The sequence below is a fragment of the Brevundimonas sp. D3-1P genome (assembly GCF_055809335.1).
In genome coordinates this window covers 1,793,470-1,818,085 of record NZ_CM147908.1, presented here as the reverse complement: position 1 = coordinate 1,818,085, position 24,616 = coordinate 1,793,470, and the positions used below count along the sequence as shown (strand labels likewise).

General features: G+C 68.5%; 21 protein-coding genes, 1 tRNA gene and 1 pseudogene. 14 read left to right on the top strand and 9 right to left on the bottom strand.

The window, feature by feature from the left end:
* Positions 1 to 142 precede the first annotated feature (142 nt).
* From flgB to fliE, 3 genes are read left to right on the top strand one after another with little or no spacing between them, the layout of a single operon-like run.
* Complete coding sequence (gene flgB / locus AC0L6G_RS09260) at positions 143 to 550, top strand: flagellar basal body rod protein FlgB (RefSeq protein WP_473251983.1); 408 nt, start codon at positions 143 to 145, stop codon at positions 548 to 550.
* 52 nt (positions 551 to 602) lie between these two features.
* Positions 603 to 989 carry a flagellar basal body rod protein FlgC gene (flgC, locus tag AC0L6G_RS09255; protein ID WP_473253229.1) on the top strand — a complete coding sequence of 129 codons (387 nt, stop codon included), beginning with the start codon at positions 603 to 605 and terminating at the stop codon, positions 987 to 989.
* An 11-nt stretch (positions 990 to 1,000) separates the two neighbouring features.
* Positions 1,001 to 1,315: a flagellar hook-basal body complex protein FliE gene (gene fliE / locus AC0L6G_RS09250; RefSeq protein ID WP_291536686.1), complete on the top strand. Its 315-nt coding sequence runs from the start codon at positions 1,001 to 1,003 to the stop codon at positions 1,313 to 1,315.
* A gap of 277 nt (positions 1,316 to 1,592) precedes the next feature.
* Here the strand turns inward: fliE and AC0L6G_RS09245 are convergent, their stop codons facing one another.
* From AC0L6G_RS09245 to AC0L6G_RS09235, 3 genes are all read right to left on the bottom strand, one after another.
* Positions 1,593 to 2,123: a polysaccharide biosynthesis/export family protein gene (locus tag AC0L6G_RS09245; protein ID WP_473251982.1), complete on the bottom strand. Its 531-nt coding sequence runs from the start codon at positions 2,121 to 2,123 to the stop codon at positions 1,593 to 1,595.
* A gap of 76 nt (positions 2,124 to 2,199) precedes the next feature.
* A complete protein-coding gene (locus tag AC0L6G_RS09240; RefSeq protein WP_473251981.1) occupies positions 2,200 to 3,531 on the bottom strand; it encodes an FAD/NAD(P)-binding protein in 1,332 nt (443 codons plus the stop codon).
* A 97-nt stretch (positions 3,532 to 3,628) separates the two neighbouring features.
* On the bottom strand, positions 3,629 to 4,471 hold the full coding sequence (locus AC0L6G_RS09235) for a WecB/TagA/CpsF family glycosyltransferase (RefSeq protein ID WP_473251980.1): 843 nt from the start codon (positions 4,469 to 4,471) through the stop codon (positions 3,629 to 3,631).
* 213 nt (positions 4,472 to 4,684) lie between these two features.
* Here AC0L6G_RS09235 and AC0L6G_RS09230 point away from each other — a divergent pair.
* The 3 genes from AC0L6G_RS09230 (at position 4,685) to AC0L6G_RS09220 (ending at position 8,962) form a co-directional block, all read left to right on the top strand.
* A tRNA-Leu gene (locus AC0L6G_RS09230) sits at positions 4,685 to 4,771 on the top strand.
* Between the two features lie 479 nt (positions 4,772 to 5,250).
* A complete protein-coding gene (locus AC0L6G_RS09225; RefSeq protein ID WP_473251979.1) occupies positions 5,251 to 7,623 on the top strand; it encodes a heavy metal translocating P-type ATPase in 2,373 nt (790 codons plus the stop codon).
* A gap of 292 nt (positions 7,624 to 7,915) precedes the next feature.
* The gene (locus tag AC0L6G_RS09220; RefSeq protein ID WP_293825678.1) at positions 7,916 to 8,962 is read left to right on the top strand and encodes a PAS domain-containing protein; all 1,047 of its coding nucleotides are present in this window, start codon (positions 7,916 to 7,918) and stop codon (positions 8,960 to 8,962) included.
* 132 nt (positions 8,963 to 9,094) lie between these two features.
* Here AC0L6G_RS09220 and AC0L6G_RS09215 read toward each other — a convergent pair whose 3' ends face one another.
* Positions 9,095 to 9,865, bottom strand: coding sequence for an SDR family oxidoreductase (locus AC0L6G_RS09215; RefSeq protein ID WP_473251978.1), 771 nt, complete (start codon positions 9,863 to 9,865; stop codon positions 9,095 to 9,097).
* A 106-nt stretch (positions 9,866 to 9,971) separates the two neighbouring features.
* Here AC0L6G_RS09215 and AC0L6G_RS09210 point away from each other — a divergent pair, with 106 nt between their 5' ends.
* Positions 9,972 to 10,892, top strand: coding sequence for a LysR family transcriptional regulator (locus AC0L6G_RS09210; RefSeq protein ID WP_473253228.1), 921 nt, complete (start codon positions 9,972 to 9,974; stop codon positions 10,890 to 10,892).
* 52 nt (positions 10,893 to 10,944) lie between these two features.
* On the opposite strand, the gene AC0L6G_RS09205 is transcribed toward AC0L6G_RS09210, so the two are convergent.
* The gene (locus tag AC0L6G_RS09205) at positions 10,945 to 11,916 is read right to left on the bottom strand and encodes a cation diffusion facilitator family transporter (RefSeq protein WP_473251977.1); all 972 of its coding nucleotides are present in this window, start codon (positions 11,914 to 11,916) and stop codon (positions 10,945 to 10,947) included.
* A 208-nt stretch (positions 11,917 to 12,124) separates the two neighbouring features.
* Between AC0L6G_RS09205 and AC0L6G_RS09200 the strand changes: the two genes are divergently transcribed.
* The 7 genes from AC0L6G_RS09200 (at position 12,125) to ptsN (ending at position 17,785) form a co-directional block, all read left to right on the top strand.
* A complete protein-coding gene (locus AC0L6G_RS09200; protein WP_291536671.1) occupies positions 12,125 to 12,739 on the top strand; it encodes a ribonuclease D in 615 nt (204 codons plus the stop codon).
* Positions 12,740 to 12,746: 7 nt separating this feature from the next.
* Positions 12,747 to 13,406 (top strand): LPS export ABC transporter periplasmic protein LptC, encoded by a 660-nt coding sequence (gene lptC, locus AC0L6G_RS09195; RefSeq protein WP_291536670.1) that lies wholly within the window; start codon positions 12,747 to 12,749, stop codon positions 13,404 to 13,406.
* Between the two features lie 5 nt (positions 13,407 to 13,411).
* Positions 13,412 to 13,897 (top strand): LptA/OstA family protein, encoded by a 486-nt coding sequence (locus AC0L6G_RS09190; protein WP_473251976.1) that lies wholly within the window; start codon positions 13,412 to 13,414, stop codon positions 13,895 to 13,897.
* A 27-nt stretch (positions 13,898 to 13,924) separates the two neighbouring features.
* The gene (gene lptB, locus AC0L6G_RS09185; protein WP_473251975.1) at positions 13,925 to 14,719 is read left to right on the top strand and encodes an LPS export ABC transporter ATP-binding protein; all 795 of its coding nucleotides are present in this window, start codon (positions 13,925 to 13,927) and stop codon (positions 14,717 to 14,719) included.
* A gap of 276 nt (positions 14,720 to 14,995) precedes the next feature.
* Positions 14,996 to 16,492 carry an RNA polymerase factor sigma-54 gene (gene rpoN / locus AC0L6G_RS09180; RefSeq protein WP_473251974.1) on the top strand — a complete coding sequence of 499 codons (1,497 nt, stop codon included), beginning with the start codon at positions 14,996 to 14,998 and terminating at the stop codon, positions 16,490 to 16,492.
* Positions 16,493 to 16,555: 63 nt separating this feature from the next.
* Positions 16,556 to 17,242, top strand: coding sequence for a ribosome hibernation-promoting factor, HPF/YfiA family (hpf, locus tag AC0L6G_RS09175; protein WP_473251973.1), 687 nt, complete (start codon positions 16,556 to 16,558; stop codon positions 17,240 to 17,242).
* A gap of 78 nt (positions 17,243 to 17,320) precedes the next feature.
* Positions 17,321 to 17,785 (top strand): PTS IIA-like nitrogen regulatory protein PtsN, encoded by a 465-nt coding sequence (gene ptsN / locus AC0L6G_RS09170; protein ID WP_291536662.1) that lies wholly within the window; start codon positions 17,321 to 17,323, stop codon positions 17,783 to 17,785.
* Between the two features lie 12 nt (positions 17,786 to 17,797).
* Here ptsN and AC0L6G_RS09165 read toward each other — a convergent pair whose 3' ends face one another.
* From AC0L6G_RS09165 to gltB, 4 genes and pseudogenes are all read right to left on the bottom strand, one after another.
* The gene (locus AC0L6G_RS09165; protein ID WP_291536660.1) at positions 17,798 to 18,049 is read right to left on the bottom strand and encodes a DUF1150 family protein; all 252 of its coding nucleotides are present in this window, start codon (positions 18,047 to 18,049) and stop codon (positions 17,798 to 17,800) included.
* A gap of 64 nt (positions 18,050 to 18,113) precedes the next feature.
* A pseudogene (locus tag AC0L6G_RS09160) lies at positions 18,114 to 18,552 on the bottom strand (Hsp20 family protein).
* A gap of 149 nt (positions 18,553 to 18,701) precedes the next feature.
* Positions 18,702 to 20,030, bottom strand: coding sequence for an ammonium transporter (locus AC0L6G_RS09155; RefSeq protein ID WP_473251972.1), 1,329 nt, complete (start codon positions 20,028 to 20,030; stop codon positions 18,702 to 18,704).
* A gap of 35 nt (positions 20,031 to 20,065) precedes the next feature.
* Complete coding sequence (gene gltB, locus AC0L6G_RS09150; RefSeq protein WP_473253227.1) at positions 20,066 to 24,577, bottom strand: glutamate synthase large subunit; 4,512 nt, start codon at positions 24,575 to 24,577, stop codon at positions 20,066 to 20,068.
* Between the last annotated feature and the right edge of the window lie 39 nt (positions 24,578 to 24,616).

Sequence of the window (24,616 nt, the reverse complement as noted above, 5' to 3'; positions counted from 1 at the left end):
GCTGTCGGACCCCGCGCAGTCGGCGCTGTCATGCGAGTCTTAACCGTCAGGGTTAACGAGGCGTTGAGATAAGGGGTTATTAACCATGCGGGCGGCATTTTCCGCCTAGTGGGCGCATTCCCGCGTCGCACGGGAGATCGCCATGGGCGTGGCCGACATACCGCTGCTGGGACAGATCAAGGGCCGTCTGGGCTGGCTGGACGAACGCCAGCGGGTGATCGCCGAAAACGTCGCCAACGCCGACACGCCGGGCTACGTCGGGCGCGATCTGAAGCAGCCGACCGACTTCGCCGCCGCCATGCGCGCGGGCAGGGGATTGCAGATGGCGCGCACCAACCCCGCACACCTGGCCCCGGCCGGGACGCCGGTGCGGTTCGATCCGACCAAGGCCCCGGATTCGGAGACCACGCTGGACGGCAACGCCGTCGTGGTCGAGGAGCAGATGCTGAAGATGGCCGAGAGCCGGATGGCCTATGACGCCGCCATCGGCTTCTACCAGAAATCCATGTCCATGATCCGCCTGGCCGCCAAGAAGCCGGGCGCGGGCTGAAGCCGAGAAGGACTGACCCATGCCCGATCCCGTCGCCCCCTCAAACAGCGCCATGGCCGTGGCCGCCTCCGCGCTGAAGGCGCAGCAGTCGCGGATGCGCGTCATCGCCGAGAACATCGCCAACGCCCAATCGACCGCCCGCACGCCGGGCGGGGAGCCCTATCGCCGCCAGGTTCCCGTCTTCCAGGCCCGCGAGGTCGACGGGGCGACGGGGGTGACGCTGGCCGAGGTGCGGCCCGACCAGAGCGACTTCAAGATGGACTACGACCCGTCGCATCCGGCCGCGAACGCGCAAGGCTATGTGATGCGGCCCAACGTCGACACCCTGGTCGAGGCGATGGACATGCGCGAGGCGCAGCGCGCCTACGAGGCCAATCTGAACGTCATCGAGACGGCGCGGTCGATGGACAGCCGCACCCTCGACATCATCAAGCGCTGAGGGACTAGGTCATGAATCCGATGATGGCCGCCAAGGCCTACGCCGCCGTCCAGGGCGGGGCCATGCCGACGGGCCTGTCCGGCGCCGCTGCGGCGCCGGGCGTCGGCGACGGCGGCTTCGCCGATCTGGTCAAGAGCGCCATGACCGACATGGCCCAGCAGTCGCGCGCCGCCGAGACCCAGATGACCCGCTCGGTCCAGGGCCAGGGCAATCTGATCGACGTGGTCACGGCCCTGAGTTCGGCCGAGGCGTCCCTGGAGACGGTGATCTCGGTGCGCGACCAGGTGATTTCCGCCTACAAGGAAATCATGGCCATGCCGATCTGAGGCCGGCGTGGTCGGCCCTTAGAAATAGGCTGTTTTCGCGTTGAGTGTTGGCGGCCAAGCCGGATGTCCCGCGTTAGCGGGCTTGGCGAGGGCGAAGGGTTCGTCACGGCGAACACAGCGAGGGCTCGGCGATCACAACGGGGCTCATGTCGCCGCGCCCGCTGTGACCTCGCTGTGTTCGCCGTGATGAACTGCCCCCCCACTCCGCATCCGGTCGCTCAGGTGTCCTATTCCGCTGACGCGGGATTGAGCCACCAACACTCAAAGTCAATTCAGCCTAGAAATACCGTTCCGCGACCCGCACGGTGTCGCCGGGCAGGATGCGGGCGTCGGGCGACAGCGGCTGTTCGGCCGCGGCGCCGGCGCGGCGCACGAACAGGCGGCGGCTGTTGGCGCGATAGGTGAAGCCCTGCGCTGTGGCGACCGCCTGCATCGCCGTCAGCTCCGCCACATAGGGGTATTCGCCCGGCCGATTGACTTCGCCCAGCATGTAGAACGGCCGATAGGTCAGGACCTGGGCGGCGACGCGCGGCTGGTTCAGATAGCCCTGGCCCAGGGCCTCTGCGACGGCGGCCTGGAGCTGGGCGGCGCTGAGTCCCTGGGCCGCGATCTCGCCGACCAGCGGCAGGGCGATGCGGCCCCGGCCGTCCAGAGTGAAGTCCCCGCCCAGCGCCGGCTCTCCGAACACCGCGATCCGCACTCTGTCGGCCGGCGCAAGCCGATAGTCGTCCAGCCCGGGGTCCGAGAAACCGGCCAGGCCGAACGCCAGGGCCAGACCGCCGGCCGCGACAAGGAAGGGGCGCGGCATGGTCGTCTCCCGGATGCACTCGCAAGGCGTGAAATCTATCCGTTCGGATTGTGTCGGTCCAGACGGGAACCGAAGGTCAGCCCTGCTCCGCCAATATCCGTGCAGCCAGGTCCCGCGCCTGGCCGCGCAGGTCGGGGACGGCGGTCATCTCCCAGAAAGCGCCGCGCGTCAGGGGGCCGATGGCGTGAAGGCCGTGGGCCGGTCGGCCGGCCCCGTCCAGCAGCCGGCCGTCGTCGTCGACCTGAAGCCCCAGGCCCAGCGGATCGGGGCGGCCGTGGCCCTTGTTCAGGATGTCGCGGATCATCGGTTCGGCGCTGGAGCCGATGGAGCCGAGCGGGCCGGTGCAGTTGACCACCAGGTCGAAGCGGTCGCGGATGGCGCGGCGGCGGCCGCGCGGACGCCAGGCGACCTCGATCGCCTCGCCGGCCCTCACTTCGGTCAGTTTGCCAGCCAGGACCGTCAGTTCGCCGCCCGCAAGCATGGAATGGATGTCGCGCGCCGCGCCGGGCGACAGGCGGTGGCGATGCACGTCCCACAGCGGCCGAAGGTGGCGCAGAAACCGCCGCCGCTCCGCAGGCGACCAGCCGCGCCACAGGTCGCGGGCCGAAAGCCTGAGCCGGTCGAAGGCGGCGCGCCAGTCCGTCTCTTCGCTCGCGGCGCGCATCTGGCGCAGGACCTGGGCCGGGCCGCCGGAGAAATCGCCCTCGAACGGCGGCGGCGGCACCGTGGCGTGGGCGCGGGGAAACAGGCCGTGACGCGACAGGGCGGTGAAGCGCCGTCCCGGCCGTCGCAGCGTCAGGGCCGCATCCACCATGGTCAGGCCCGAACCGATCAGAAGGATGTTGCGCGCCGTCTCGGCCGAGGCCGCTTCCAGCCGCCAGGGGTTCTCCACATAAAGCGGCGAGGCGCGCACCGCCTCGTCGACGCCGGGCGGAGAGGCCGGCTCAAGATTGCCCAGGGCCAGAACCGCCTGGTCCACCACGATCCCTCCCTCGGTGGTGTCGATGCGCCAGCCGTCGCCCTGGCGGTCCAGGCCGCGCGCCTCGGCCCCGACCAGGGTCAGCCGCTCGGGCGCGTCCCTCAGCGCGGCCTCCAGCAGGGACCGCAGATAGTCGCCATAGACGCCGCGGGTGATGAAGCCGTCCTGCGCGCGCCACGACGGCTGTTCCGCCAGCCAGTCGGCCAGATGCCCCGGCCGGTCGGGAAAGGCGCTCATATTGTCCAGGCGCACGTTCAACAGGTGCTGGGGATTGCCGGTGTCATAGGCCGTGCCGGGACCGAAGACGCCGCGTCGCTCGATCAACGTCACCCGCGCCTGGGCCGAAGCTTCGAGCAGATTGACCGCGGTCAGCAGGCCGCTGAAGCCCGCCCCCACGATCGCGATATGCGGTCCCTCTCGCGCGGCCATGGGGCCCCCGTCCTGGTTTCGACGCCGCCTGGATAGCACGGCGTCCGGGGTCGATCATGGCGATAAATATCTATCTGACTAGTAGGAAATATATTCGTCAGCGGCTGCGACACGCCGCCCGAATGTCGGCCAGAACCAGCGGGATCAAGCTCCACGGCTCGATGCAATAGCGGACGAACAGCCGCCGGGGGTCGCGGAACAGGCGATAGGTCCATTCGATACCGGCCCTGCCCATCCATCGCGGCGCCGCGCTCTGGACCCCCGCCTCGTAGTCGAAGGCGGCGCCGACCGACAGGACGACGCACGGCGGCAGGCGGTCGTAGTTGTCGGCGATCCACAACTCCTGGCGCGGCATGCCCATGCCCACGAACAGGACGTCCGGTCGGAAATCCGCGATCCGGGCCAGGACGGCCGCGTTCTCGGCCGAATCGGGCCGCGCATCGAAGAAGCCGTGATGCACGGCGATCTCGGCGCAGGGATAGGCGGCCTTCAAGCGCAAGGCCGCCGCCTCGCCCACGCCGGGCGCGCCGCCGACCGAAAGGACGCGCCAGCCCTTGCGGTCCGCCACGCTCCAGAAATGGTCGCGCCAGTCCAGATAGGTGCAGCGGTGGAAACCCCGGCTGTTCAGGCCCATGAGGCGCGAAAAGGCGATCAGGGGCGTGGAATCGACCTCCACCATGTCGGCCCGATCGTAGAATGCGGCCAGGCCGGGGGTGCGGTCCAGCAGATAGAGGCTGTGCAGATTGTGGTTGGCGATCAGGCTCTTGCGGCCCTCGGCCACGGCCTGCTGGATGTGATGCTGGACCTCCTCGGGCCGGACCAGATCGACGGCCTGGCCCAGCAGCCGCACCCGTTCGCTGGAACGCCGCGCCGTGCGGAAGGGGGCGCGGGGCCGGGCGCGCCGCTCGGTCTCGGCCAGGGTCAGGGACGGCTCCGTCATGCGACATCCTTAGACGGCCGCGCCTCAAGACGCGGTTAGAAAACAGGCTTAGCGGGCGTTAAATCGCCGTCGCCGCGCTCTTGCGGCCACGCTTCAAACGTCGTTCGCGGAAGAAATCGCGCAAAGGCGGAAAATCCTTGTTGACCCCGCCCGGAGCCTCCCTTAGAGGTCCGCGCCTTCCCGATGGAAACGCCGCAAGGCGCTGCCGACGGGGCCCAGATGGCGGAATTGGTAGACGCGCTGGCTTCAGGTGCCAGTGGCTTAACGGCCGTGGAGGTTCGAGTCCTCTTCTGGGCACCAGTCAAGTGATTTATCGCGTCGTATTCGCACGATGAATCACTTGACTGGCCCTTCGGGGCCACCGGGCGCCTTCGCGACACCTCCAAAGAACGCTCAGCGCCGTATCGGGTGATGATCGACGGCGTCACAGGCTCGAGATCGTGGCCTGGGCCGCCCGTTGCGGATATGCGTCTTGGTCGCGCCGCTAGCGGCTCACAACGAACGGAAGGTGACGGCTCGCCAAGGCGCCGTCCGACCTCGGTTACAGACCGTGAAGTCCGCCCCCTGCGGTGGCAAGCGCCTGGACGATTGCCCGAACGCGCGTAGCTGGAGCCGCCGCCGTCAAGGTGTGGCGACGCGACGGTGACGGAATGATATGCAGAAGCCTGGACGCCAATGGATCGCTCACCTGACCCGGCTGCCGGTCTGTGCGTCGAAGAGGCGGACCCGGCCTGGCCTCGCAGCGGGAGGCCGATCATTCGCGGGAAAGGGCGTCGGCGATGACTTCGAATGACAGGGGCTCCGATCTGCATCATCAGGCCGGAAGCGCCGCGCCGGTCGCGACCGATCCGGTCTGCGGCATGACGGTCGATCCTCGGACGGCGCAACACCGCACCCAGCGCGCAGGAGCGGACTATTATTTCTGCTCGGAGGCCTGCCAGGCGAAGTTCGAGGCCGATCCGACGCGGTTCGCGCCAGATGCTCCGACCTCCAGCGCGGCGTCCCGCGCCGACCCGGCCCATACGCCGCGCCCCGGGGCCGTCGTCTGGACCTGCCCGATGCATCCGGAGATCCGGCGCGACGCCCCCGGCAGTTGCCCGATCTGCGGCATGGCGCTGGAGCCGCTGGAGCCGACGGTCGAAGCCGGCCCGAACCCCGAACTCGCCGACATGATCCGCCGCTTCTGGATCGCCCTGGCGCTGGCCCTGCCGGTGTTCATGCTGGAAATGGGGTCGCACCTCGTTCCAGGCCTGCACCATCTCGTTCCCCCGGCGGTTTCGGCCTGGATCCAGTTCGCGCTGGCGACGCCTGTGGTGTGGTGGGCGGGGTGGCCGTTCTTCGCCCGGGCCTGGACCTCGCTGGCCAACCGCAGCCTCAACATGTTCACCCTGATCGCCATGGGCACGGGGGTCGCCTGGACCTACAGCGTCGCGGCGACTTTCGCGCCCGGCGGCTTTCCCGCCGCCTTCCGCGCCATGGACGGGTCGGTCGCGGTCTACTTCGAGGCGGCGGCCGTCATCACCGTTCTGGTCCTTCTTGGCCAGGTGCTGGAGTTGCGCGCGCGCGAACGGACCTCGGGCGCGATCCGGGCGCTGCTCGATCTCGCGCCCCGCACCGCCCGGCGGATCAGCGCCACGGGCGTGGAAGAGGATGTGGCGGTCGACGATGTGGCGATCGGCGACCGGCTGCGCGTGCGGCCCGGCGAGACCGTGCCCGTCGACGGCCGAGTCGAGGACGGGCGCTCGTCGCTCGACGAATCCCTGATCACCGGCGAATCCATGCCCGTCATGCGCGCCGCCGGCGACCGGGTGGTCGGCGGCACGCTGAACCAGACCGGGGCCCTGGTCATCCGCGCCGAGAGGGTGGGGCGGGACACGACGCTGGCGCGTATCGTCCAGATGGTGGCGGAGGCCCAGCGGTCCCGCGCGCCCATCCAGCGCATGGCCGACCGGGTGTCGGGCTGGTTCGTGCCGATCGTGATCCTGATCGCGTTCGCCGCCTTCGCCGCCTGGGCCGTGTGGGGGCCTGAGCCGCGCCTGGCTCATGGGCTGGTCGCCGCCGTCTCGGTGCTGATCATCGCCTGCCCCTGCGCGCTGGGTTTGGCGACGCCGATGTCGATCATGGTCGGCGTCGGCAAGGGCGCGGGGCTGGGCGTGCTAATCAAGAACGCAGAGGCGCTGGAGCGGATGGAGAAGGTCGACACGCTGGTGATCGACAAGACCGGCACCTTGACCGAAGGCAGGCCGGCCCTGGTCCAGATCGTCGCCGGCGACGGCTTCGCCAAGGACGATCTCCTTCGATGGGCGGCCGGGGTCGAAAGGGCCTCCGAACATCCGCTCGCGCGCGCCATCGTGACGGCCGCCGACCAGCAGGGCGTCGCCGTTTCGTCCGTCTCGGATTTCGATTCCCCGACCGGCAAGGGCGTGATCGGCGTCGTCGAGAATCTGCTGATCGTGCTCGGCAACGCCGGCTTTCTCCGGGAGAACGGCATCGACGTCGCGTCGCTGTCGGACCAGGCGGACGCGCTGCGCCAGGACGGCGCGACCGCGATCTTCATCGGCGTCGCGGGCAAGTCGGCAGGCGTCTTCGCCATCGCCGATCCGGTCAAGGCGACGACCGCCGAGGCGCTGGCGGCGCTGCGGGCGGACGGGATTCGCATCGTCATGCTGACCGGCGACCATCGCACCACGGCCGAGGCCGTCGCCCGCCGGCTCGGCATCGACACGGTCGAGGCCGATGTGCCGCCCGACCGGAAGAGCGCCGTCGTCGCCAAGCTTCGGGCCGAGGGGCGCGTGGTGGCGATGGCCGGCGACGGCGTCAACGACGCGCCCGCGCTCGCGGCCGCAGACGTCGGCCTCGCCATGGGCACGGGAACCGACGTCGCCATCGAGAGCGCGGGCGTGACCCTGCTGAGAGGAGACCTGATGGGCATCGTCCGGGCGCGCCGCCTGTCCCAGGCGACGATGCGCAACATCCGCCAGAACCTGGCCTTCGCCTTCCTTTACAACGCCGCGGGCGTTCCGGTCGCCGCCGGCCTGCTCTATCCGGCGTTCGGCCTGCTGCTCTCGCCGATCTTCGCCGCGGCCGCCATGGCCCTGTCCTCGGTCAGCGTCATCGGCAACGCGCTCCGGCTCAGGGCCTTGAAGCTTTGAACCGGCGCGGCCGCCCTCGTGCGGCAAGGCGGCTATCGAACCCCAGTCAAGAACAGCGATTGCGCGCCATCGCCATGTCGGCCGACGGCGGCGAGTTGTGAAGCAAGGCCGTCAAGACGCCGACTATCTCTGGGCCAAGGCCGCCAATGCTTCTCAGAAAGCCGATCTGTCTCGATGAACCAAGACGGCGTCCGCTCCGAGCGTCCGCCGACCCCATGAGCCATAATCGTGTCATGAGGCCGGGTGTCTGTTAAGGTGAGCGATCCGCTGTGCCGACGAGGGAAGTAAAGCAATGGATGCCGCCGTCGGAATCTACACACGGATAATGTTTCCCGACATGGCCTCGCAAGCCGATCCGCATCTATCGGATTTGCAGAAGGCGATGCTCGATGCGACGCCCGACTGCATCAAGGTTGTTTCCGTCGATGGCGCGTTGCTGGCGATGAACAAGGCCGGGCGTCTCGCACTCGGCGTTCCCGAGGATTCCGAATTCGGAATGCCCTGGCTTCCGTTGCTTCCAGACGATGTCCACGCCGCCGGCGCCGACGCGCTTCGCAAGGCGGCCGCAGGTCACACAGCGCGCTTTCCGGGCAAGAGCATCTCCCCGGGCGGCACGATATATTGGGACAACCTGCTCACGCCGCTCATCGACGCCGACGGCCGGGTTCTGTCGATCCTTTGCGTATCGCGCGACGTCACGGAAAAGACCTTGCTCGAACGACGGCTCGAAGACGCTGTCAATGGCGAGAGGCTTCTCGCGCGTGAAATGCGGCACCGGATCAAAAATCTGTTCTCCGTCGTGAATGGATTGACCCTCATCGCGGAGAAGGAGGCGGCTTCAGGCAATGCCCCGGAAGCCGCTTCTAGGATTCTGCGAGAGAAACTCGGTGCATTGTCGCGGGCTTCGGATGCGGTTTTCGCCCAGGAAGATGGCGGTGGGTGCGATACCGGCCCCGTGGACGTGGCGAGCGTCGTCCGTTCGGTTCTGGAACCCTATGGCGACCGTTGCACGGTGATCGGGGACAAGGCGTTGGTCCACCGCGACGCCATGACGGCGTTCGCGCTCTTGCTTCATGAGTTGGCGACAAATTCCCTCAAATACGGCGCCCTCAGCAGCGACGGCGACGTCGCGGTGCGTTGGCGGGTTGACGACGGCGAGCTCAATCTGACGTGGATCGAAACAGGTGGCCCCCACATTCCGGCTGCTCCGAAACGTCGGGGTTTTGGAACCGAGATGGTGGATCGTGTCGTGCGATCGGCGCGGGGCGCAATCAGCCGGGATTGGCGCGCCGAAGGGCTCGTGGTCAATCTCCGTTTTCCGCGCTTGGCTCAGGACTAAGGCGGACATCCGGTCGTTGATTTCGTCAGCGGCGACGTTCGCAAAGCCAGAAGCGGCTTATGCCACAGCGTCACGGCCTCCAACGCCGCCGTATGCCCTCATGCGTGGCAGGCGTCCAGCGGACCCCCCGGCTCATTTGGTCGTATAGCCGCCGTTGACGAGGATGGTCTGGCCGGTCATCCACCAGCCGTCGGAGACGAGGAAGCGGATGAAGGGGACGATGTCCTCGATGTCGGTGAGGCCGGTCCTGGTGAAGGCCGACAGGGCGGCGGCGGTCTTGTGATAGGCGACCGCGTCCTCGCCTTCGGCCGGGTAGAAGAACGGCGTGTCCATCGGACCCGGCCCGATCGCCGTCACCGAGATGCCGCGCTCGCCGAACTCCTTGGAGGCCGCGCGCGTGAAATGCTCCACCGGCGCCTTGGTCCCGGCATAGGCGGCATAGAAGGGCGTGAAGGCGCCCAGCAGCGACGTCACCAGGGTGCAGACCTTGCCGTTGTCGTTGAGGTGCTTGCCGGCCTCCTTGAGGAAGAAGAAGGCGGTCTTCGAATTCACCGCCGTCATCTCGTCGTACTCGGCCTCGCTGATCTCGACGATCGGCTTCTTCAGCACCTTGCCTACGGTGTTGACGGCGATGTCCGGCCTGCCGAATGCGGCGATGACGTCGGCGAACAGGGCTTCGACCGCGCCGGCCGTGGTCAGGTCGCCCTGAAAGGCGATGGCCTCGGCGCCGGCCGCCTTGATCGCGGCGACGGTCTCGTCCGCGGCCGGCTTCGTGGCGCCGGTGTTGTAGTGGATCGCGACGGCCCTGGCGCCCTGCGCCGCGAGATCGCGGGCGAGGAGCCCGCCGAGGTTCTTCGCGCCGCCGGCGATAAGGACGGTCTTGCCCGTGATGCTGTGGGTCATGCCTGTCTCCTGCAATGGCCGGAGTCGCGATCGAACCGGCGACTACAGGAATAGCCGCTCGATTGTTGGCATAAAGCCGCTCAGTCTGACATGACATGTCAGCCAGATCGAACAGCGGAGCCGGCGCCTGGATCGTATCGACCTTTTCAGAACCTTCGTCCGCGTCGTCGAATGCGCCAGCTTCACCCGGGCGGCGGATCTGCTGGGCATGCCGCGATCGTCGGTGTCGGCCGCGATCCAGGACCTGGAGGTCCGGGTCGGCGCGCGCCTGCTGCATCGCACCACCCGCCGCGTCGCGCCCACCCCGGACGGCATCGCCTTCTACGAGCGCTGCCTGCGCGTGATCGCCGACGTCGAGGAGGCGGAAGGCCTGTTCCGCCAGGAGACGACCGGGCCCAGCGGCCTGTTGCGCATCGACGTGCCGGGACGGATCGGACGGCTGATCATCGCGCCGGCCTTGCCGGAATTCCTGGATCGCTATCCCGGAATCGAGATCAGCCTGGGCGTCACCGACCGCGCCGTGAACCTGATCGAGGACAGCATCGACTGCGTGCTGCGCGTCGGACCCTTGACCGATTCCAGGCTGATCGCCCGCACCGTCGGTGAACTTCCGCTGATCAACGTCGCCAGTCCGGCCTATCTGGCCCGTCAGGGCGTGCCGATGCGCCCTGACGATCTGCCATCCCATCTGGCGGTGCGCTACGCCTCGCCGTCGAGCGGGCGGGTGGAGGATTGGGAGTGGGTCGACAAGGGCGAAGTCCGCACCACGCCGATGCGCGGCCGGGTGATCGTCAACAGCGCGGAGGCCTATATCGCCGCCTGCCTGGCCGGTCTCGGCCTGATCCAGATCCCGGCCTATGACGTGAAAGCCCATCTGAAGGCGGGCGAACTGGTCGAGGTGATGCCGGAACACCGCGCGCAATCCCTGCCGATGGCGCTGCTCTATCCGCATCGCCAGCATCTTTCGCGGCGACTTCAGCTGTTCGCCGACTGGCTGGACGCCCTGCTCAGGCGCGAGATACTGTGAGGCTTTCGCCAGAAGCGCCCGCCGCCGCTTTCCTTCCGATCGCGCCTTGGGGTCATGCGCCCTTCAACCCCTTTCCGCCTTGGACGGCGTCTCGCGCCTTCTCCGGCCGGATGTAGATCGATGTGAGTTGCGGAAACTCCGCCTTCAGCGCGGCTTCCATATCCTCGATCAGCGCCTCCGCCTCGCCCATGAGGAGGCGGTCGTCGAAGTCGGCGCTGATGGCGACGAAGACGGCGTCCGGCGCGGTATGGACGGTCCGCACATGGTTGACGGCGGTGATTTCGACGCGCCCTTCGATCATCGACCGGATTTGGGCGATCAGCGCGGGATCGGCGCTTTCGCCGATCAGAAGGCCCTTGGCCTCGCGCGCGAGCAGGACGGCGACCAGCGCCAGGATCAGGCCGATGCCGATGGAGGCGACGCCGTCGATCCGGGGGTCTCCATAGGCGTGACTGGCCCAAACCCCGGCGGCGGCGACGCCTAGTCCAAGCAAGGCCGCGCTGTCCTCGAACAGGACGGTGAAGGCCGCGGGGTCCTTCGACCGGCGGATCGCTCTCCACCAGCCGACGCCGCGCCGCTTGCCGTTGAACTCCTTGACGGCGATGGTCCAGGAACCGCCCTCGAGCGCGAAGGCGATCGCCAGCACGATATAGTTGATCGCCGGGTCGTGGAGCGGCTCGGGCGCCTGGATGTGCGCCCAGCCCTCGTAGATCGAGACCCCCGCGCCGACCGCGAAGATCAGGATCGCGACCACGAACGCCCAAAAATACAGTTCGCGACCGTAACCGAAGGGATGCGCGGCGTCGGCAGGCGTCTTGGCGCGATGCTGCCCGTACAGGAGCAGAACCTGGTTACCGCTGTCGACCAGCGAGTGGACGCCCTCGGTCAGCATCGACGACGAACCGCTGATCGACGCCGCCACGAATTTGGCGACCGCAATGCCGAGATTGGCGGCCAGCGCCCCGTAGAGGACGATGTTCGCCTTGATGTGCGCTGCGCCGGAGGAAGCGGGCGGGCCAGACATGTAATCTCTCCTAGCCATGAACTGCCTTGGACATGTGTTCAATGGCGCACTTTCGGGGCGGCATGCCGGAAGTCCACCGATTTCAGCGACGCCGTTCGCCATGCGCGGCCCGGGGCGGCTTGAGGCCGTTCCGTGAAGGCGGGCGGAAGACGTTCGGCGTCGCTGTAGCTTGTTTCGTCCGCCGCGTTCGCCGTGTAAGAGCCTCAGCATGACCGTTTACCTGCACGAGGGCGACCTGCCCGACGATCTGGACCTGGGGGCCGAGGTCGCTGTCGATTCCGAGACGATGGGCCTGCGTTTCCGGCGCGATCCGCTGTGCGTGGTGCAGCTGTCGTCGGGCGACGGGAACGCCCATGTCGTGCGGCTGACCCGACCCGGCTACGACTGTCCGAACCTGAAACGGGTGCTGACGGACCCGGCCGTGACCAAGATCTTTCACTTCGGTCGTTTTGACATCGGCATGTTCCTGCTGCACCTGGGGGTGGAGACGCGGCCGGTCTATTGCACCAAGATCGCCTCCAAGCTGGCGCGCACCTACACCGACCGGCACGGGCTGAAGGACGTGGTGCGCGAGACGGTCGGGGTGGACCTGTCCAAGGCCCAGCAGTCGTCGGACTGGGGCGCCGACGTCCTGACCCCGGCGCAGCTGGATTATGCGGCCTCTGACGTTCTTTATCTGCATGCGGCCAAGGCCAGGCTGGACCAGATGCTGGCGCGCGAAGGGCGCGCCGATCTGGCCGCGAAATGTTTCGACTTCCTGCCGACCCGTTCGGCGCTCGACCTCGCCGGCTGGGACGAGGACGACATCTTCGCCCACAGCTGAGGCGCGCTTGACCGACCCCGTCGATCCGTCCCGCATCGAGGCCGACGAAGCCAGGGTCGCCCTGGCCGGCGCCCGCTGGCGCGCGCGCTCGCGCCGGGTCAGGCTGTATCGCCGGGTGCTGCCCATCGTCATCCTGGTGCTGGCGGGCGGCGTCCTGACCTGGACCGTGTTCCGCACCGTGATGTCGGGGGTGGAGCGCAAGGCCAGCCAGAGTCAGGAGGTGCGGCTGGACAGCCCCCTGTTCCACGGCCAGGATTCGCAAGGGCGCGCCTTCACCGTCGGCGCTCAAGGGGCGGTGCGCGACCCCGACACCGGCAAGTTCCGCCTGATCGGCCCGGCGCTGAAGCTGAACCTGGGCGGGCGCAAGGTGACGGAGCTGACCGCCGACGGCGGGACCTATGACGAACAGGCCAGGACCGTCGTCATCGGTCCGAACGTGCGGATTTCCGACGGCGGAACCGGCTTCGTCCTGACCACGCCCGAGGCGGTGGTCGACACCACGACCGGGGTGGTGACGGGTTCGAAGGGCGTTCAGGGGGCCGGCCCTCTTGGAACCATCAACGCATCGTCCTATGCCATCTACGATCAGGGCCAGCGCGTAGTGTTCAAGGGCGCGGGCGACAACAAGGTGAAGGGCGTTCTGACGCCCGCGGGTGCAGGCCGATGATGACGATGAAGATTTGCAGCGCTTTGGCGGCCGTCGCGGCCGTGGCGATCGTCGCCCTGCCCGCGGTCGGGGACGCCCAGTCGAACGCCAGCAGCCAGCCGGTGGCCTATGGCGCCGATGCGGTGGAATATGCGCCGAACCGGGTGATCCTGCGCGGCCGGGCCGAAGCGACCCAGGGCGGCAACCGCTTCCGGGCCGACACCCTGACCCTGGTCAGCGGCGACGGCGGCGCTCTGGAGCGGGCCGAAGCGGCGGGAACCGTCTATTTCGTCACCCCCGACCAGTCGATGCGCGGCGACCGCGCCGTCTATAATCTGGGCAGTGGCGAGATCGTGGTGACGGGCGATGTCACCCTGACCCAGGGGCGCAACGTCCTGACCGGATCGCGCCTGGTCTACAACATCAACACCGAGACCGCCCGGATGGACGGGGCGCCGCGCGGCGGCGCCGGCAGCCGCGTGCAGGGCGTCTTCTATCCCAGCGGGAACTGAGGCCGTCCGGCCTCGGGATTGAATAATTTGGCGCGCAAGGAACTCTCCGCCCTGAATCTGGACGACCGGCCCGCGCCCGCGCCCGCGCCCGTCGTCTCGCCTGTCGAAAAGGGGTTGCGGGTCGTGCATATCGCCCGCGCCTTCGGCGCGCGGCAGGTGGTCCGCGACGTGTCCCTGACCGTGCGGCGCGGCGAGGTGGCGGGGCTGCTGGGCCCGAACGGGGCGGGAAAGACCACCTGCTTCTACATGATCACCGGCCTGATCCCGCCGGACTCCGGCTCGATCTGGCTGGACGGCGAGGACATCACCGGCCAGCCCATGTATCAGCGGGCGCGGATGGGCCTGGGCTATCTGGCGCAGGAAGCCTCGATCTTTCGCGGCATGACGGTCGAGAAGAACGTGCGGGCGGTGGTCGAGCTGAACTACCCGCGCGATCGAATCCAGGCCGAGACCGACCGTCTGCTGAACGAGCTGCACATCGACCATCTGCGCCACGCCCAGGCCACCGCCCTGTCGGGCGGCGAGCGGCGGCGGGTGGAGATCGCCCGCGCCCTGGCGGGGCGGCCGTCCTTCATGCTGCTGGACGAACCTTTCGCCGGCATCGACCCCCTGGCCATCGCCGACATCCGCACCGTGATCCGCTATCTGGCCAGCCAGGGGATCGGCGTGCTGATCACCGACCACAATGTGCGCGAGACCCTGGACATCACCGACCGGGTCTCGATCATCTCCAACGGCGCGGTCCTGTTCGAAGGCACGTCGGACGAGGCGGTCAACGACGCCGAGGTGCGCCGGGTGTATCTGGGCGAGAATTACATCTGATGGCTGCTTTCGTCATTCTCCGGCGAGCGTAGCGACCCGGGAACCCAGCGGCGCGCGTGAGCGCGAACCTGTCGCGGACCAAATCTTCGAACATCTTGCGGCCTGAACATCGCCTTCGGCGCCGCTGGGTCCCCCGGTCCGCGCCGCGAAGGCGCGGCTTGCCGGAGGATGACGAAAGATAGGCGTGGCCGCGTTCGTCTCGCGTTAACCGATCAGGCGACATTCTGCTCAGCAAGTTCCGGGCCAGTTTGGCCCAGGAGGCGGGATTCTTCGGACGTGATCGGGCAGAGGTTAGAGGTCAGGCAGGGGCAGGGGCTGGTCATCACGCCCCAGCTGCAGCAGGCGATCAAGCTGCTGCAACTGTCGAACCTGGAGCTGGACGACTTCGTCGAACAGGAGCTGGAGCGCAATCCGCTGCTGCAACGCGATGAGCCGGAGGGCGAGACGCCCGCGCCGACCGAGCGGATCGAGGCCGGCGACGGCGAAATGGCGTTCGGCGACGGGGTGGGCGAAGGCTCCGCCGCCGCGATGGACGCTGGTTCCGACGACGTCTATGGCGACGCCGCGCCGGGCGAGCGAACCAGCGACCGGATGACCGACGAGGCCCAGCCAGGGCTGTCCGACTGGTCCAGCGCCGGCAAGGGCGGCCAGACGTTCGAGGGCGAGGGCGAAAGGCCCGACGCGCACGAGCCGACCCTGTGGGAGCATCTTCAGGCCCAGGCGTCTGCGGCCGGGTTCACGGCGGCGGACCACGCCATCGCCCTGACCCTGATCGACGCGACGGACGAGGGCGGCTATCTGCGCGGCGAACTGGCCGAGTTCGCCGACCGGCTGGGCGTCCCGCTGGCGCGGATCGAGGCGGTGCTGGCCGTCTGCCACGGGTTCGAGCCGACGGGGGTCATGGCCCGGTCGGCGCCGGAATGCCTGAAGCTGCAACTGATCGAGCGCAACCGTTTCGATCCGGCCATGGCGGCCCTGCTGGACAATCTGGAGCTGTTGGCGCGGCGCGATCTGGCGGGCCTGCGCCGGGTCTGCGACGTCGACGGCGAAGACCTGGCCGAGATGATCGCCGAGCTCAAGGCCCTGACGCCGCGCCCCGGCGCGGGCTTCGGCGGCGAGCCGGCCCAGACGGTCGTGCCCGACGTCCATGTCCGCCCCGACCCGGCCGGCGGCTGGCGGGTGGAGCTGAACGCCGACACCCTGCCGCGCTTGTTGGTGGACAAGCGCTATCACGGCCTGGTTCAGGCGGGGGCGCGGTCCGACACCGAAAAGACCTTCGTCGCGGAATGCGCCGCCCAGGCCAATTGGCTGGTCAAGTCGCTGGACCAGCGGGCCAAGACCATATTGAAGGTCTCGTCCGAGATCGTGCGCCAGCAGGACGCCTTCTTCGCTTTCGGGGTGGAGTTCCTGCGACCGCTGAACCTGAAGACGGTGGCGGACGCCATCGGCATGCACGAATCGACCGTCAGCCGCGTCACCTCCAACAAATATGTCGCCACGCCGCGCGGGGTGTTCGAGCTGAAATTCTTCTTCACCGCCGCCATCCAGTCGGTGGACGGCGTCGCCGCCCATTCGGCCGAAGCCGTCCGTCATCGGATCAAGACGATGATCGACGGCGAGGGGCTGGAGGGCGACGTTTTGTCCGATGACCGGATCGTCGAGATCCTGAAGGAGGCGGGCGTCGACATCGCCCGCCGGACCGTAGCCAAGTATCGGGAAGCGTTAAGAATTCCGTCGTCCGTTCAGCGTCGCCGGATGTTGAGGACCGCCTGACGGCGCGACCACAAAACGGTGATCCCGATTGACACCAAACCGGGTCGGGCGCGTTCTGTCGGCATGCAAGTCCAAGTCAGCGGCAAGCAAGTGGATGTCGGCGAAGCGTTAGGCTCGCGCATCTCCCAGGAACTCGAGGAAGGGGTTGGAAAATACTTCGCCCGCGGCGGCGACGACGCCGAGGTCGTGGTGTCCAAGGACGGCCACGGCTTCAAGGTGGACTGTTGGGTCCGCCTGGCGTCCGGTCAGACCCTGGTGACGACCGGATTCGGCGGCGACGCCCACTCCGCCTTCACCGAGGCGCTGGATCGGTTGGAAAAGCGGGTGCGTCGCTACAAGCGTCGGCTGAAGGACCACCACATCGGGCCCAAGGGCCTGTCGCCCGAGAAGACTGAGAACGCCGCCCGCGAAGTCGCCCGCAGCATCGTGCTGAGGGACCCCGACAGCGTCGACGACGAGGTCTTCGGCGATGCGACCGAAAACGACGGTCCGCCGCCCCTGGGCATGGTGATCGCCGAAACCGAGCACGAGATCCGCACCATCACGGTCGGCCGGGCGGTGTTGGAGCTGGACATGACCGGATACCCGGTCGTTCTGTTCCGCAATGCGGCCCACGGCGGCCTGGCGGTGGTCTATCGCCGTCCGGACGGCAATGTGGGCTGGATCGATCCCGAACGAACGGTGGCGGCCAACGGCAAGACCAACAACGTCCAGGCCGACGACGCCCTGGCGGGCGGCGCCGTGAATTGACCGGCCCAGTTTGACTTCGGCGCGGGAGTCTCTAAAGGGGCGCCCGCGCCGTCCGTTGTGCGTAATCGAGGGTTTCTGATGGACATCGGTGATCTGCTCGCGCCCAAGGGCGTGGTGCTGCGCGGCGGGGCGTCGTCCAAACGCCAGGCCCTGCACGCCCTGTCCGAAGCCGCATCGCACGCCCTGGGGGTTGACGAGGCCAAGGTGTTCGACGCCCTGATGGAGCGCGAGGCCCTGGGCTCGACCGGCCTGGGGTCGGGGGTGGCGGTGCCCCATGCGCGCCTGGCCGAGATTGACCGGGTGATGGCGGTCTTCGTGCGGCTGGACACGCCGGTCGCCTATGACGCCGTGGACGACCGGCCCGTCGATCTGATCTTCGGCCTGTTCGCGCCGCCCAAGGCGGGGGCCGAGCATTTGCGGGCGCTGGCAGCCGTGTCGCGGGCCCTGCGATCTCCCGAACTGCGCGAACAGCTGCGCCAGGCGCGCACGACGGATGCCGTCAAGGCTCTGTTCGTCAAGGACAAGGCGGCGACCGCCGCCTGACCGCGCCTTCGGTCAGTGGACCGAGACGGGCTCCAGCTCATGGGCGACGGCGGCGGCGAAGGCGGTGTCGCGGTCGATCATGACCGCCAGGCGTTCGCCGTCGGCGCTGTGGACGGCGTAGAGCGATTGGCCGGGGTCGATGTGCACGTCCTTCATCTGCACCGCTTCCTCCAGCAGGTCCGACGCCTTGATCTCGCGCACATAGACGAGATCGGGTGCGCCCAGGCCGGCGAAATCTTCCTTGGTCATGGTCATCGGCGTCATTAGGACCGCCTCCTTCGTGTTTTACAACGCCCGGATCGCCGGGCGGTTCGGATGGCCGCCTTTTTCAGCCGGCCGTGATGGGAATCCGCCGCACCTGACGCTCGGCCTCGGGCCGGACCAGGTCAACGTGCAGAAGGCCGTGCTCCAGCCGGGCGCCGGACACCTCCAGCCCGTCGGCCAGGACGAAGCTGCGCACGAAGCCGCGCGCGGCGATGGCCGCGCGCGGCGATGCCCCGGTGCAGGAAGGCCTGTTCGCCCCGACCGGCCTCGTCGCGCTTTCCGGCGATGGTCAGCTGGCGGCCCTCCAGGGTGATGGCCAGTTCGTCGGGCGAAAAGCCCGCGACGGCCAGGCTGATCCGCACGCCCGCATCGCCGATCTGTTCGACATTGTAGGGCGGATAGCTCTCGGCCGCCGCCTTGGCGGCGCGGTCGATAAGGGCGCGTGTATGGTCGAAACCCAGCAGGAAGGGGCTGTCGAACAGGATGGTGCGCGTCGTCGTCATCTGGGGTCCTTGGAAAAGCGACCGACGAAGGCGTCTCCCGCAATCGGCAAGACGCTCCGTCACAGATGAAGATGGGGACGGAGGGGGGCGGGATCAACCGTGATGCGGCGCCCTCTCCAGGTTCGAGACGGCCGGACGGCGTGACGCCCCTAGTGGATGGCTTCGCCGTGCTGGGTGTAGTCCAGGCCCTCGACCTCCTGGTCCTTGCTGACGCGCAGGCCGGTGGTGAACTTGCAGATCATCAGGACGACGAAGGTGCCGACCGCGCTCCAGGCGATGGCGCCCGCGAGGCCGACGGCCTGTTTCCAGACGGCGGCGCCCTCGGCCAGGGCGTTGACGCTGGTGGTGGCGAACAGGCCCGTCAGCAGGGCCCCGACGACGCCGCCCACCCCGTGCACGCCGAAGGCGTCCAGGCTGTCGTCGTATTTCAGCGCGTGCTTCAGCCAGACCGCGCCCGCATAGCAGGCCGGGCCGGCGATCAGGCCGATGAAGAAGGCGCCCTTGGGATCGACGAAGCCGGCGGCGGGGGTGACGGCGACCAGGCCCCCGACGACGCCGGACAGCAGGCCCAGCAGGGTCGGGCGGCGGCGGTCGAACCATTCGACGGTCATCCAACCCAGCGCCGCGGCGGCGGCGGCAAGGATGGTGTTGAAGGCGGCGACGGCGGCCAAGGCGTCGGCGGCGCCCGCCGATCCGGCGTTGAAGCCCAGCCAGCCGACCAGCAGCAGGCCTGTGCCGATGGCGCTATAGGCCAGGTTGGCGGGGGCCATGTTGTCGCGCCCGAAGCCGTGACGCGGCCCCAGCACCAGGGCGCAGACCAGGCCGGCGACCCCCGCATTGACATGCACCACCGCCCCGCCCGCGAAATCCAGCACGCCCAGGCTTCCCAGATAGCCGCCGCCCCATACCTGATGGCAGATCGGCGCATAGACGATCAGGTGCCACAGGCCGAAGAACAGCAGGCTGGCCGAGAACTTCATCCGCTCGGCGAAGGCGCCGGCGATCAAGGCCGGGGTGATGATGGCGAAGGTCATCTGGAAGCTGACGAACAGCAGTTCGGGCAGGCCGGGCAGCAGGCCGTTGGCCGTCTGCATCGTCACCCCGTTCAGGAAGGCCGCCTGGACCCCCCCGATCAGGCCGTCGACCGCCGCCGGTCCTTTTCCGAACGACAGGGAATAGCCGACCAGGAACCACAGCACCGAGACGATGGCGAAAGCGGCCGCCGACTGGGCGATGACGCTGATGATGTTCTTTTTTCTGACCATGCCGCCATAGAACAGCGCCAGGCCCGGCAGGGTCATCAACAGGACCAGGGCCGTCGACGTCAGGATCCAGGCCGTCGCCGCCGGGTCGAGGGCCAGCGGCGCCTGGTGGGCCAGGAGGGCGGGTGCGGCCAAGGCGGGCGCCGCCAGAGCGGGCGACGCCGCGGACGCCGCCCCCGCAGCGAGGAGAGCGGCGAGGACGGCGGGTCGGGTCATGGGTTCGTCTCGGGGAAGAGAGGAAGAAAACGGGCTCAGGCTGAAGTCTTAAGCCGTTCGGACCGGGTGACAATCTCCGTCAGCGGAACAATGCGGACGAAGCGTTGCAGGGCGGCGTCCCAGTCGCCCAGCAGGCGACGCGCCAGGGGCGATCCGGTCGCGGCCAGATGGGCCTCGACCAGGGTTTTCAGCCGGTCGGCCGCGTCCGCGTCGATGTCGGCGACGCCCGCCAGGTCGCCGTTCAGGGCGCGTTCGGCATGGCCCGGCCGATCCAGCACGAACAGCTCGCCGCCGCTCATGCCCGCCGCCAGGTTCCAGCCGACCGAACCCAGCACGACCACCCGGCCCCCGGTCATATATTCGCAGCCGTGCGCGCCCAAGCCCTCGACCACGGCCTCCGCGCCCGAGTTCCTGACCGCGAACCGCTCGCCTGCCGCCCCAGCGACGAACAGACGGCCGGATGTCGCGCCATAAAGCGTGGTGTTGCCGCAGATCAGCTGATCCTCGCGCCATTCGGGGGTGCGGATCGAGATTTCGCCGCCCGACAGGCCCTTGCCGACATAGTCGTTGGCCTCGCCGGTCAGATGGAGCTCCAGACCCTTGGCGGCGAAGGCGCCGAAGCTCTGGCCCGCTATGCCTTCCAGCCGCAGCTTCAGCCGACCGGCCGGGCCTTGCGCGCCGAAGCGCCGCACGATGGCGGAGGAGAGGGCGGCGCCCACCGTGCGCTGGGTGTTGTTCAGCGGATAGGACAGCTCCAGCGTCTGGCCGCGATCCAGGAATCGCACGGCGTCCTTCAGCACGGCGGCGTCCAGGCTGTCGGCGATGGGCTTGCGGGTCGTCTTGTCGGCCCATTTGCCGGCCGCGCCCTCGTCCACCTGAACCAGCAGGGGGTTCAGGTCGAGGTCGTCCAGGTGCGAACCGCCACGACGCACCTGACGCAGCAGGTCGGTGCGGCCGATGATCTCGTCCATCGTGCGCGCGCCGATGGAGGCCAGGATTTCGCGCGTCTCCTCGGCGATGAAGGTGAACAGGTTGACGACCTTGTCGGGCGTGCCGGTGAACTTCTCGCGCAGGCGCTCGTCCTGGGAACAGACGCCGACGGGGCAGGTGTTGGAATGGCACTGGCGCACCATCAGACAACCCATGGCGATCAGGGCGGCGGTGCCGACGCCGTATTCCTCGGCCCCCAGCATGGCGGCGATGACCACGTCGCGGCCGGTGCGGACCCCGCCGTCGGTCCTCAGCGTGACCGAGCCGCGCAGATTGTTCAGCGTCAGCACCTGATGGGCCTCGGCCAGGCCGATCTCCCACGGCAGGCCGGCGTGCTTGATCGAGGTCTGGGGCGAGGCACCGGTGCCGCCGTTGTGGCCGGCGATCAGGATGGCGTCGGCGTTGGCCTTGGCTACCCCCGACGCGATGGCCCCGATGCCCGAGGCGGACACCAGTTTCACCGTCACCCGCGCATCGGGGTTGATGGCCTTCAGGTCGTAGATGAGCTGGGCCAGATCCTCGATCGAATAGATGTCGTGGTGCGGCGGCGGCGAAATCAGGGTCGTGCCGGGCACGGCGTGGCGCATCCGGGCGATGAATTCCGTGACCTTGAAGCCGGGCAGCTGGCCGCCCTCGCCGGGCTTGGCGCCCTGGGCCACCTTGATCTCGATCTCGCGGCACTGGTTCAGATATTCGGCGGTGACGCCGAACCGGCCGGACGCCACCTGCTTCACCGCCGAGTTGGCGTCGTCGCCGTTGGGACGCGGGTGATAGCGTTCGGGGTCCTCGCCGCCTTCGCCGGACACGCTGCGCGCGCCGATGCGGTTCATGGCGATGTTCAGCGTCTCGTGCGCCTCTGGCCCCAGGGCGCCCAGGGACATGGCCTGGGTCAGGAAGCGGCGACGGATGTCCGACACGCTCTCGACCTGATCGATAGGGATGGGCGTCCCTTCGCGGAAGTCCAGCAGGTCGCGCAGGGACAGGTCGGCCTGGGCGCGGACGACCTCGGAGAACTGCTTGAACCGGCGATAGTCGCCCCGGTTGCAGGCGTCCTGCAGCAGGTGGATGGTCTTGGCCTCGTGGGCGTGGGCCTCGCCGCCCGAACGGATCTTGAAGAAGCCGCCGATGGCTGGAGAGGGGACGGCCTCGCCCCAGGCGATGCGGTGACGTTTCATCGCCGCCTGCTCCAGCCCGGCCAGGCCGATGCCGGAGATGCGCGACGGGGCGCCGGGGAAGAATTCGGCCGTAAGCGCCCGCGACAGACCCAGAACCTCGAACTCGCAGCCGCCGCGATAGGCCGAGATGACGCTGATCCCCTTGCGGGCCAGGGTCTTCAGCAGGCCCGCCTCGATCCCGGCCTTATAGTTCAGACAGGCGTCGCGCAGCGACAGGCCGGGATACAGGCCCCGGTCCAGACGCTCCTGGAACAGGTCCTGGGCCAGCCAGGCGTTGACGGTGGTGGCGCCCACCCCGACCAGAACGGCGAACCCGTGCGGGTCCAGCGTCTCGGCCGTGCGGACCACGATGGAGCAGTAGGACCGCAGGCCCGCCTTGGTCAGGCGGCCGTGGACCCCGGCGGTCGCCAGGATCATCGGCGCGGCCAGACGACCCGCCGAACCCGCTTGATCCGTCAGCACGATCAGGGCCGCTCCGTCGCGGGCGGCGGCCTCGGCCTCGTCCATGATCCGGTCCAGCGCCGCACGCAGACCGGCCCCTGCCCGGGCGTCATTCGAAGGCGCGGCGTAGGTGCAGTCGACGACCACGGTCGAACCGGCCCCGACCGTCTCGATCATCCGTTCGTACATGCCGTTGGTCAGGACGGGGCTGTCCAGCACGAAGACGTCGGTCTGGGCCTCTTCCTCGGCCAGGATGTTGCCCAGGTTCTTGAACCGGGTCTTCAGGCTCATGGCCCCGGCTTCGCGCAAGGGGTCGATGGGCGGGTTCGTCACCTGCGAGAAGTTCTGGCGGAAATAGTGCGATAGTGGGCGCGGCAGGGCCGACAGGACGGCGGGCGGGGCGTCGTCGCCCATCGAACCGACCGCCTCCTTGCCGTCGCGCACCAGGGCGTCCAGCAGCAGGTCCAGGTCCTCGCGGCTGTATCCGGCGGCGATCTGGCGACGGGTCAGGGCCTCGCCCGAGGCCGAGCGCGGTTCCGGTCCGGGGCCGATGATCGGCTCCAGATCGACCATGTTGTCCAGCCACGCCTCATAGGGGTGGGCGGCGGCCAGGGCGTCGACGGCCTCATGCTCGTCATAGACGCGGCCGTGCTTCATATCGACGGCGATCAGCTTGCCGGGGCCGATGTGCAGGCGGCGCTTCACCCGGCTCTCGGGGATCGGCACCAGGCCGGCCTCCGACCCGGCCATCAGCAGGCCGTCCACGGTCTCGACGGCGCGCAGGGGGCGCAGTCCGTTGCGGTCCTTGCCCGCCACGATCCAGCGGCCGTCGGCGGCGCAGATGGCGGCCGGGCCGTCCCACGGCTCCATCACCGCGTTGCAATAGGCGTAGAAGGCCCGGTGTTCGGCGGGCATGACCACATCGTCCTTGGCCCAGGCCTCGGGGATCAGCAGGGCCTTGGCCATGGGTGCGGGGCGACCGGCGTGGACCAGCACCTCCATGACGTTGTCCAGCGCCGCCGAGTCCGAGCCGCCCGGCTGGACCACCGGCTTGACCTCGCGGTCGCGGTCGCCGAAGGCGCCGGCCGCCATGCGGATCTCGTGCGACTTCATCCAGTTCAGATTGCCCTTCAGCGTGTTGATCTCGCCGTTGTGGGCCATCATGCGGAAGGGCTGGGCCAGCTTCCATTCGGGGAAGGTGTTGGTCGAATAGCGCTGGTGGAAGACCGCGTAGGCCGAGACGAAGCGCGGGTCCTCCAGGTCGGGATACAGGTCGCCCAGCAGTTCGGCGCGCACCATGCCCTTATAGGCGATGGAGCGCGCGGACAGGGTGCAGATATAGACCCCGGCCAGGTTCTCGGTCTTGACCGTCTTCTCGATGCGGCGGCGGCACAGATACAGTTCGCGCTCCAGCGCCTCGCCATCCAGCGGCTGTCCTGCGTCGTCCAACGGCGGGGCCAGCATGATCTGTTCGATCTCGGGCCGGGTCGCCCCGGCCTTCGTCCCGACGACCGACAGGTCGATGGGCGTCTGGCGCCATCCATAGATCCAGAAACCGCCACGCAGGGCCTCGGTCTCGACGATGGCGCGGGCGCGGTCCTGGGCGCCCAGGTCGGTGCGCGGCAGGAAGACCTGGCCGACGCAGATGGGCCCCGGTCGCAGGGACTGGCCGATGGAGGCCACCTGTTCGGCGAAGAAGCCCTGCGGCAGTTCGGCCATGATCCCGGCGCCGTCGCCCGACAGGCCGTCGGGATCGACCGCGCCCCGGTGGGCCACGGCCTTCAGGCTGCGGATCGCATATTCGACCACGTCGCGGCGCGGCGTGCCGTCGATGGAACAGACCAGGCCCACGCCGCAGGCGTCGCGCTCGGAGGCGCGGTCATAGGCGTTCCCGGCTTCCAGGCGATCGCGGGTGTCGTTGTAGGTGTCTAACCAGGTCATAAGCTTACCCACCCCATCCGCTCATCCCCGCGAAGGCGG

Bases quoted from the DNA above. Each gene is read 5' to 3' on its own strand.
- flgB (WP_473251983.1), top strand. From the start codon at position 143: ATGGGCGTGGCCGACATACCGCTGCTGGGACAGATCAAGGGCCGTCTG.
- flgC (WP_473253229.1), top strand. From the start codon at position 603: ATGGCCGTGGCCGCCTCCGCGCTGAAGGCGCAGCAGTCGCGGATGCGC.
- fliE (WP_291536686.1), top strand. From the start codon at position 1,001: ATGAATCCGATGATGGCCGCCAAGGCCTACGCCGCCGTCCAGGGCGGG.
- AC0L6G_RS09245 (WP_473251982.1), bottom strand. From the start codon at position 2,123: ATGCCGCGCCCCTTCCTTGTCGCGGCCGGCGGTCTGGCCCTGGCGTTC.
- AC0L6G_RS09240 (WP_473251981.1), bottom strand. From the start codon at position 3,531: ATGGCCGCGCGAGAGGGACCGCATATCGCGATCGTGGGGGCGGGCTTC.
- AC0L6G_RS09235 (WP_473251980.1), bottom strand. From the start codon at position 4,471: ATGACGGAGCCGTCCCTGACCCTGGCCGAGACCGAGCGGCGCGCCCGG.
- AC0L6G_RS09225 (WP_473251979.1), top strand. From the start codon at position 5,251: ATGACTTCGAATGACAGGGGCTCCGATCTGCATCATCAGGCCGGAAGC.
- AC0L6G_RS09220 (WP_293825678.1), top strand. From the start codon at position 7,916: ATGGATGCCGCCGTCGGAATCTACACACGGATAATGTTTCCCGACATG.
- AC0L6G_RS09215 (WP_473251978.1), bottom strand. From the start codon at position 9,865: ATGACCCACAGCATCACGGGCAAGACCGTCCTTATCGCCGGCGGCGCG.
- AC0L6G_RS09205 (WP_473251977.1), bottom strand. From the start codon at position 11,916: ATGTCTGGCCCGCCCGCTTCCTCCGGCGCAGCGCACATCAAGGCGAAC.
- AC0L6G_RS09200 (WP_291536671.1), top strand. From the start codon at position 12,125: ATGACCGTTTACCTGCACGAGGGCGACCTGCCCGACGATCTGGACCTG.
- AC0L6G_RS09190 (WP_473251976.1), top strand. From the start codon at position 13,412: ATGAAGATTTGCAGCGCTTTGGCGGCCGTCGCGGCCGTGGCGATCGTC.
- hpf (WP_473251973.1), top strand. From the start codon at position 16,556: ATGCAAGTCCAAGTCAGCGGCAAGCAAGTGGATGTCGGCGAAGCGTTA.
- ptsN (WP_291536662.1), top strand. From the start codon at position 17,321: ATGGACATCGGTGATCTGCTCGCGCCCAAGGGCGTGGTGCTGCGCGGC.
- AC0L6G_RS09165 (WP_291536660.1), bottom strand. From the start codon at position 18,049: ATGACGCCGATGACCATGACCAAGGAAGATTTCGCCGGCCTGGGCGCA.
- AC0L6G_RS09155 (WP_473251972.1), bottom strand. From the start codon at position 20,030: ATGACCCGACCCGCCGTCCTCGCCGCTCTCCTCGCTGCGGGGGCGGCG.
- gltB (WP_473253227.1), bottom strand. From the start codon at position 24,577: ATGACCTGGTTAGACACCTACAACGACACCCGCGATCGCCTGGAAGCC.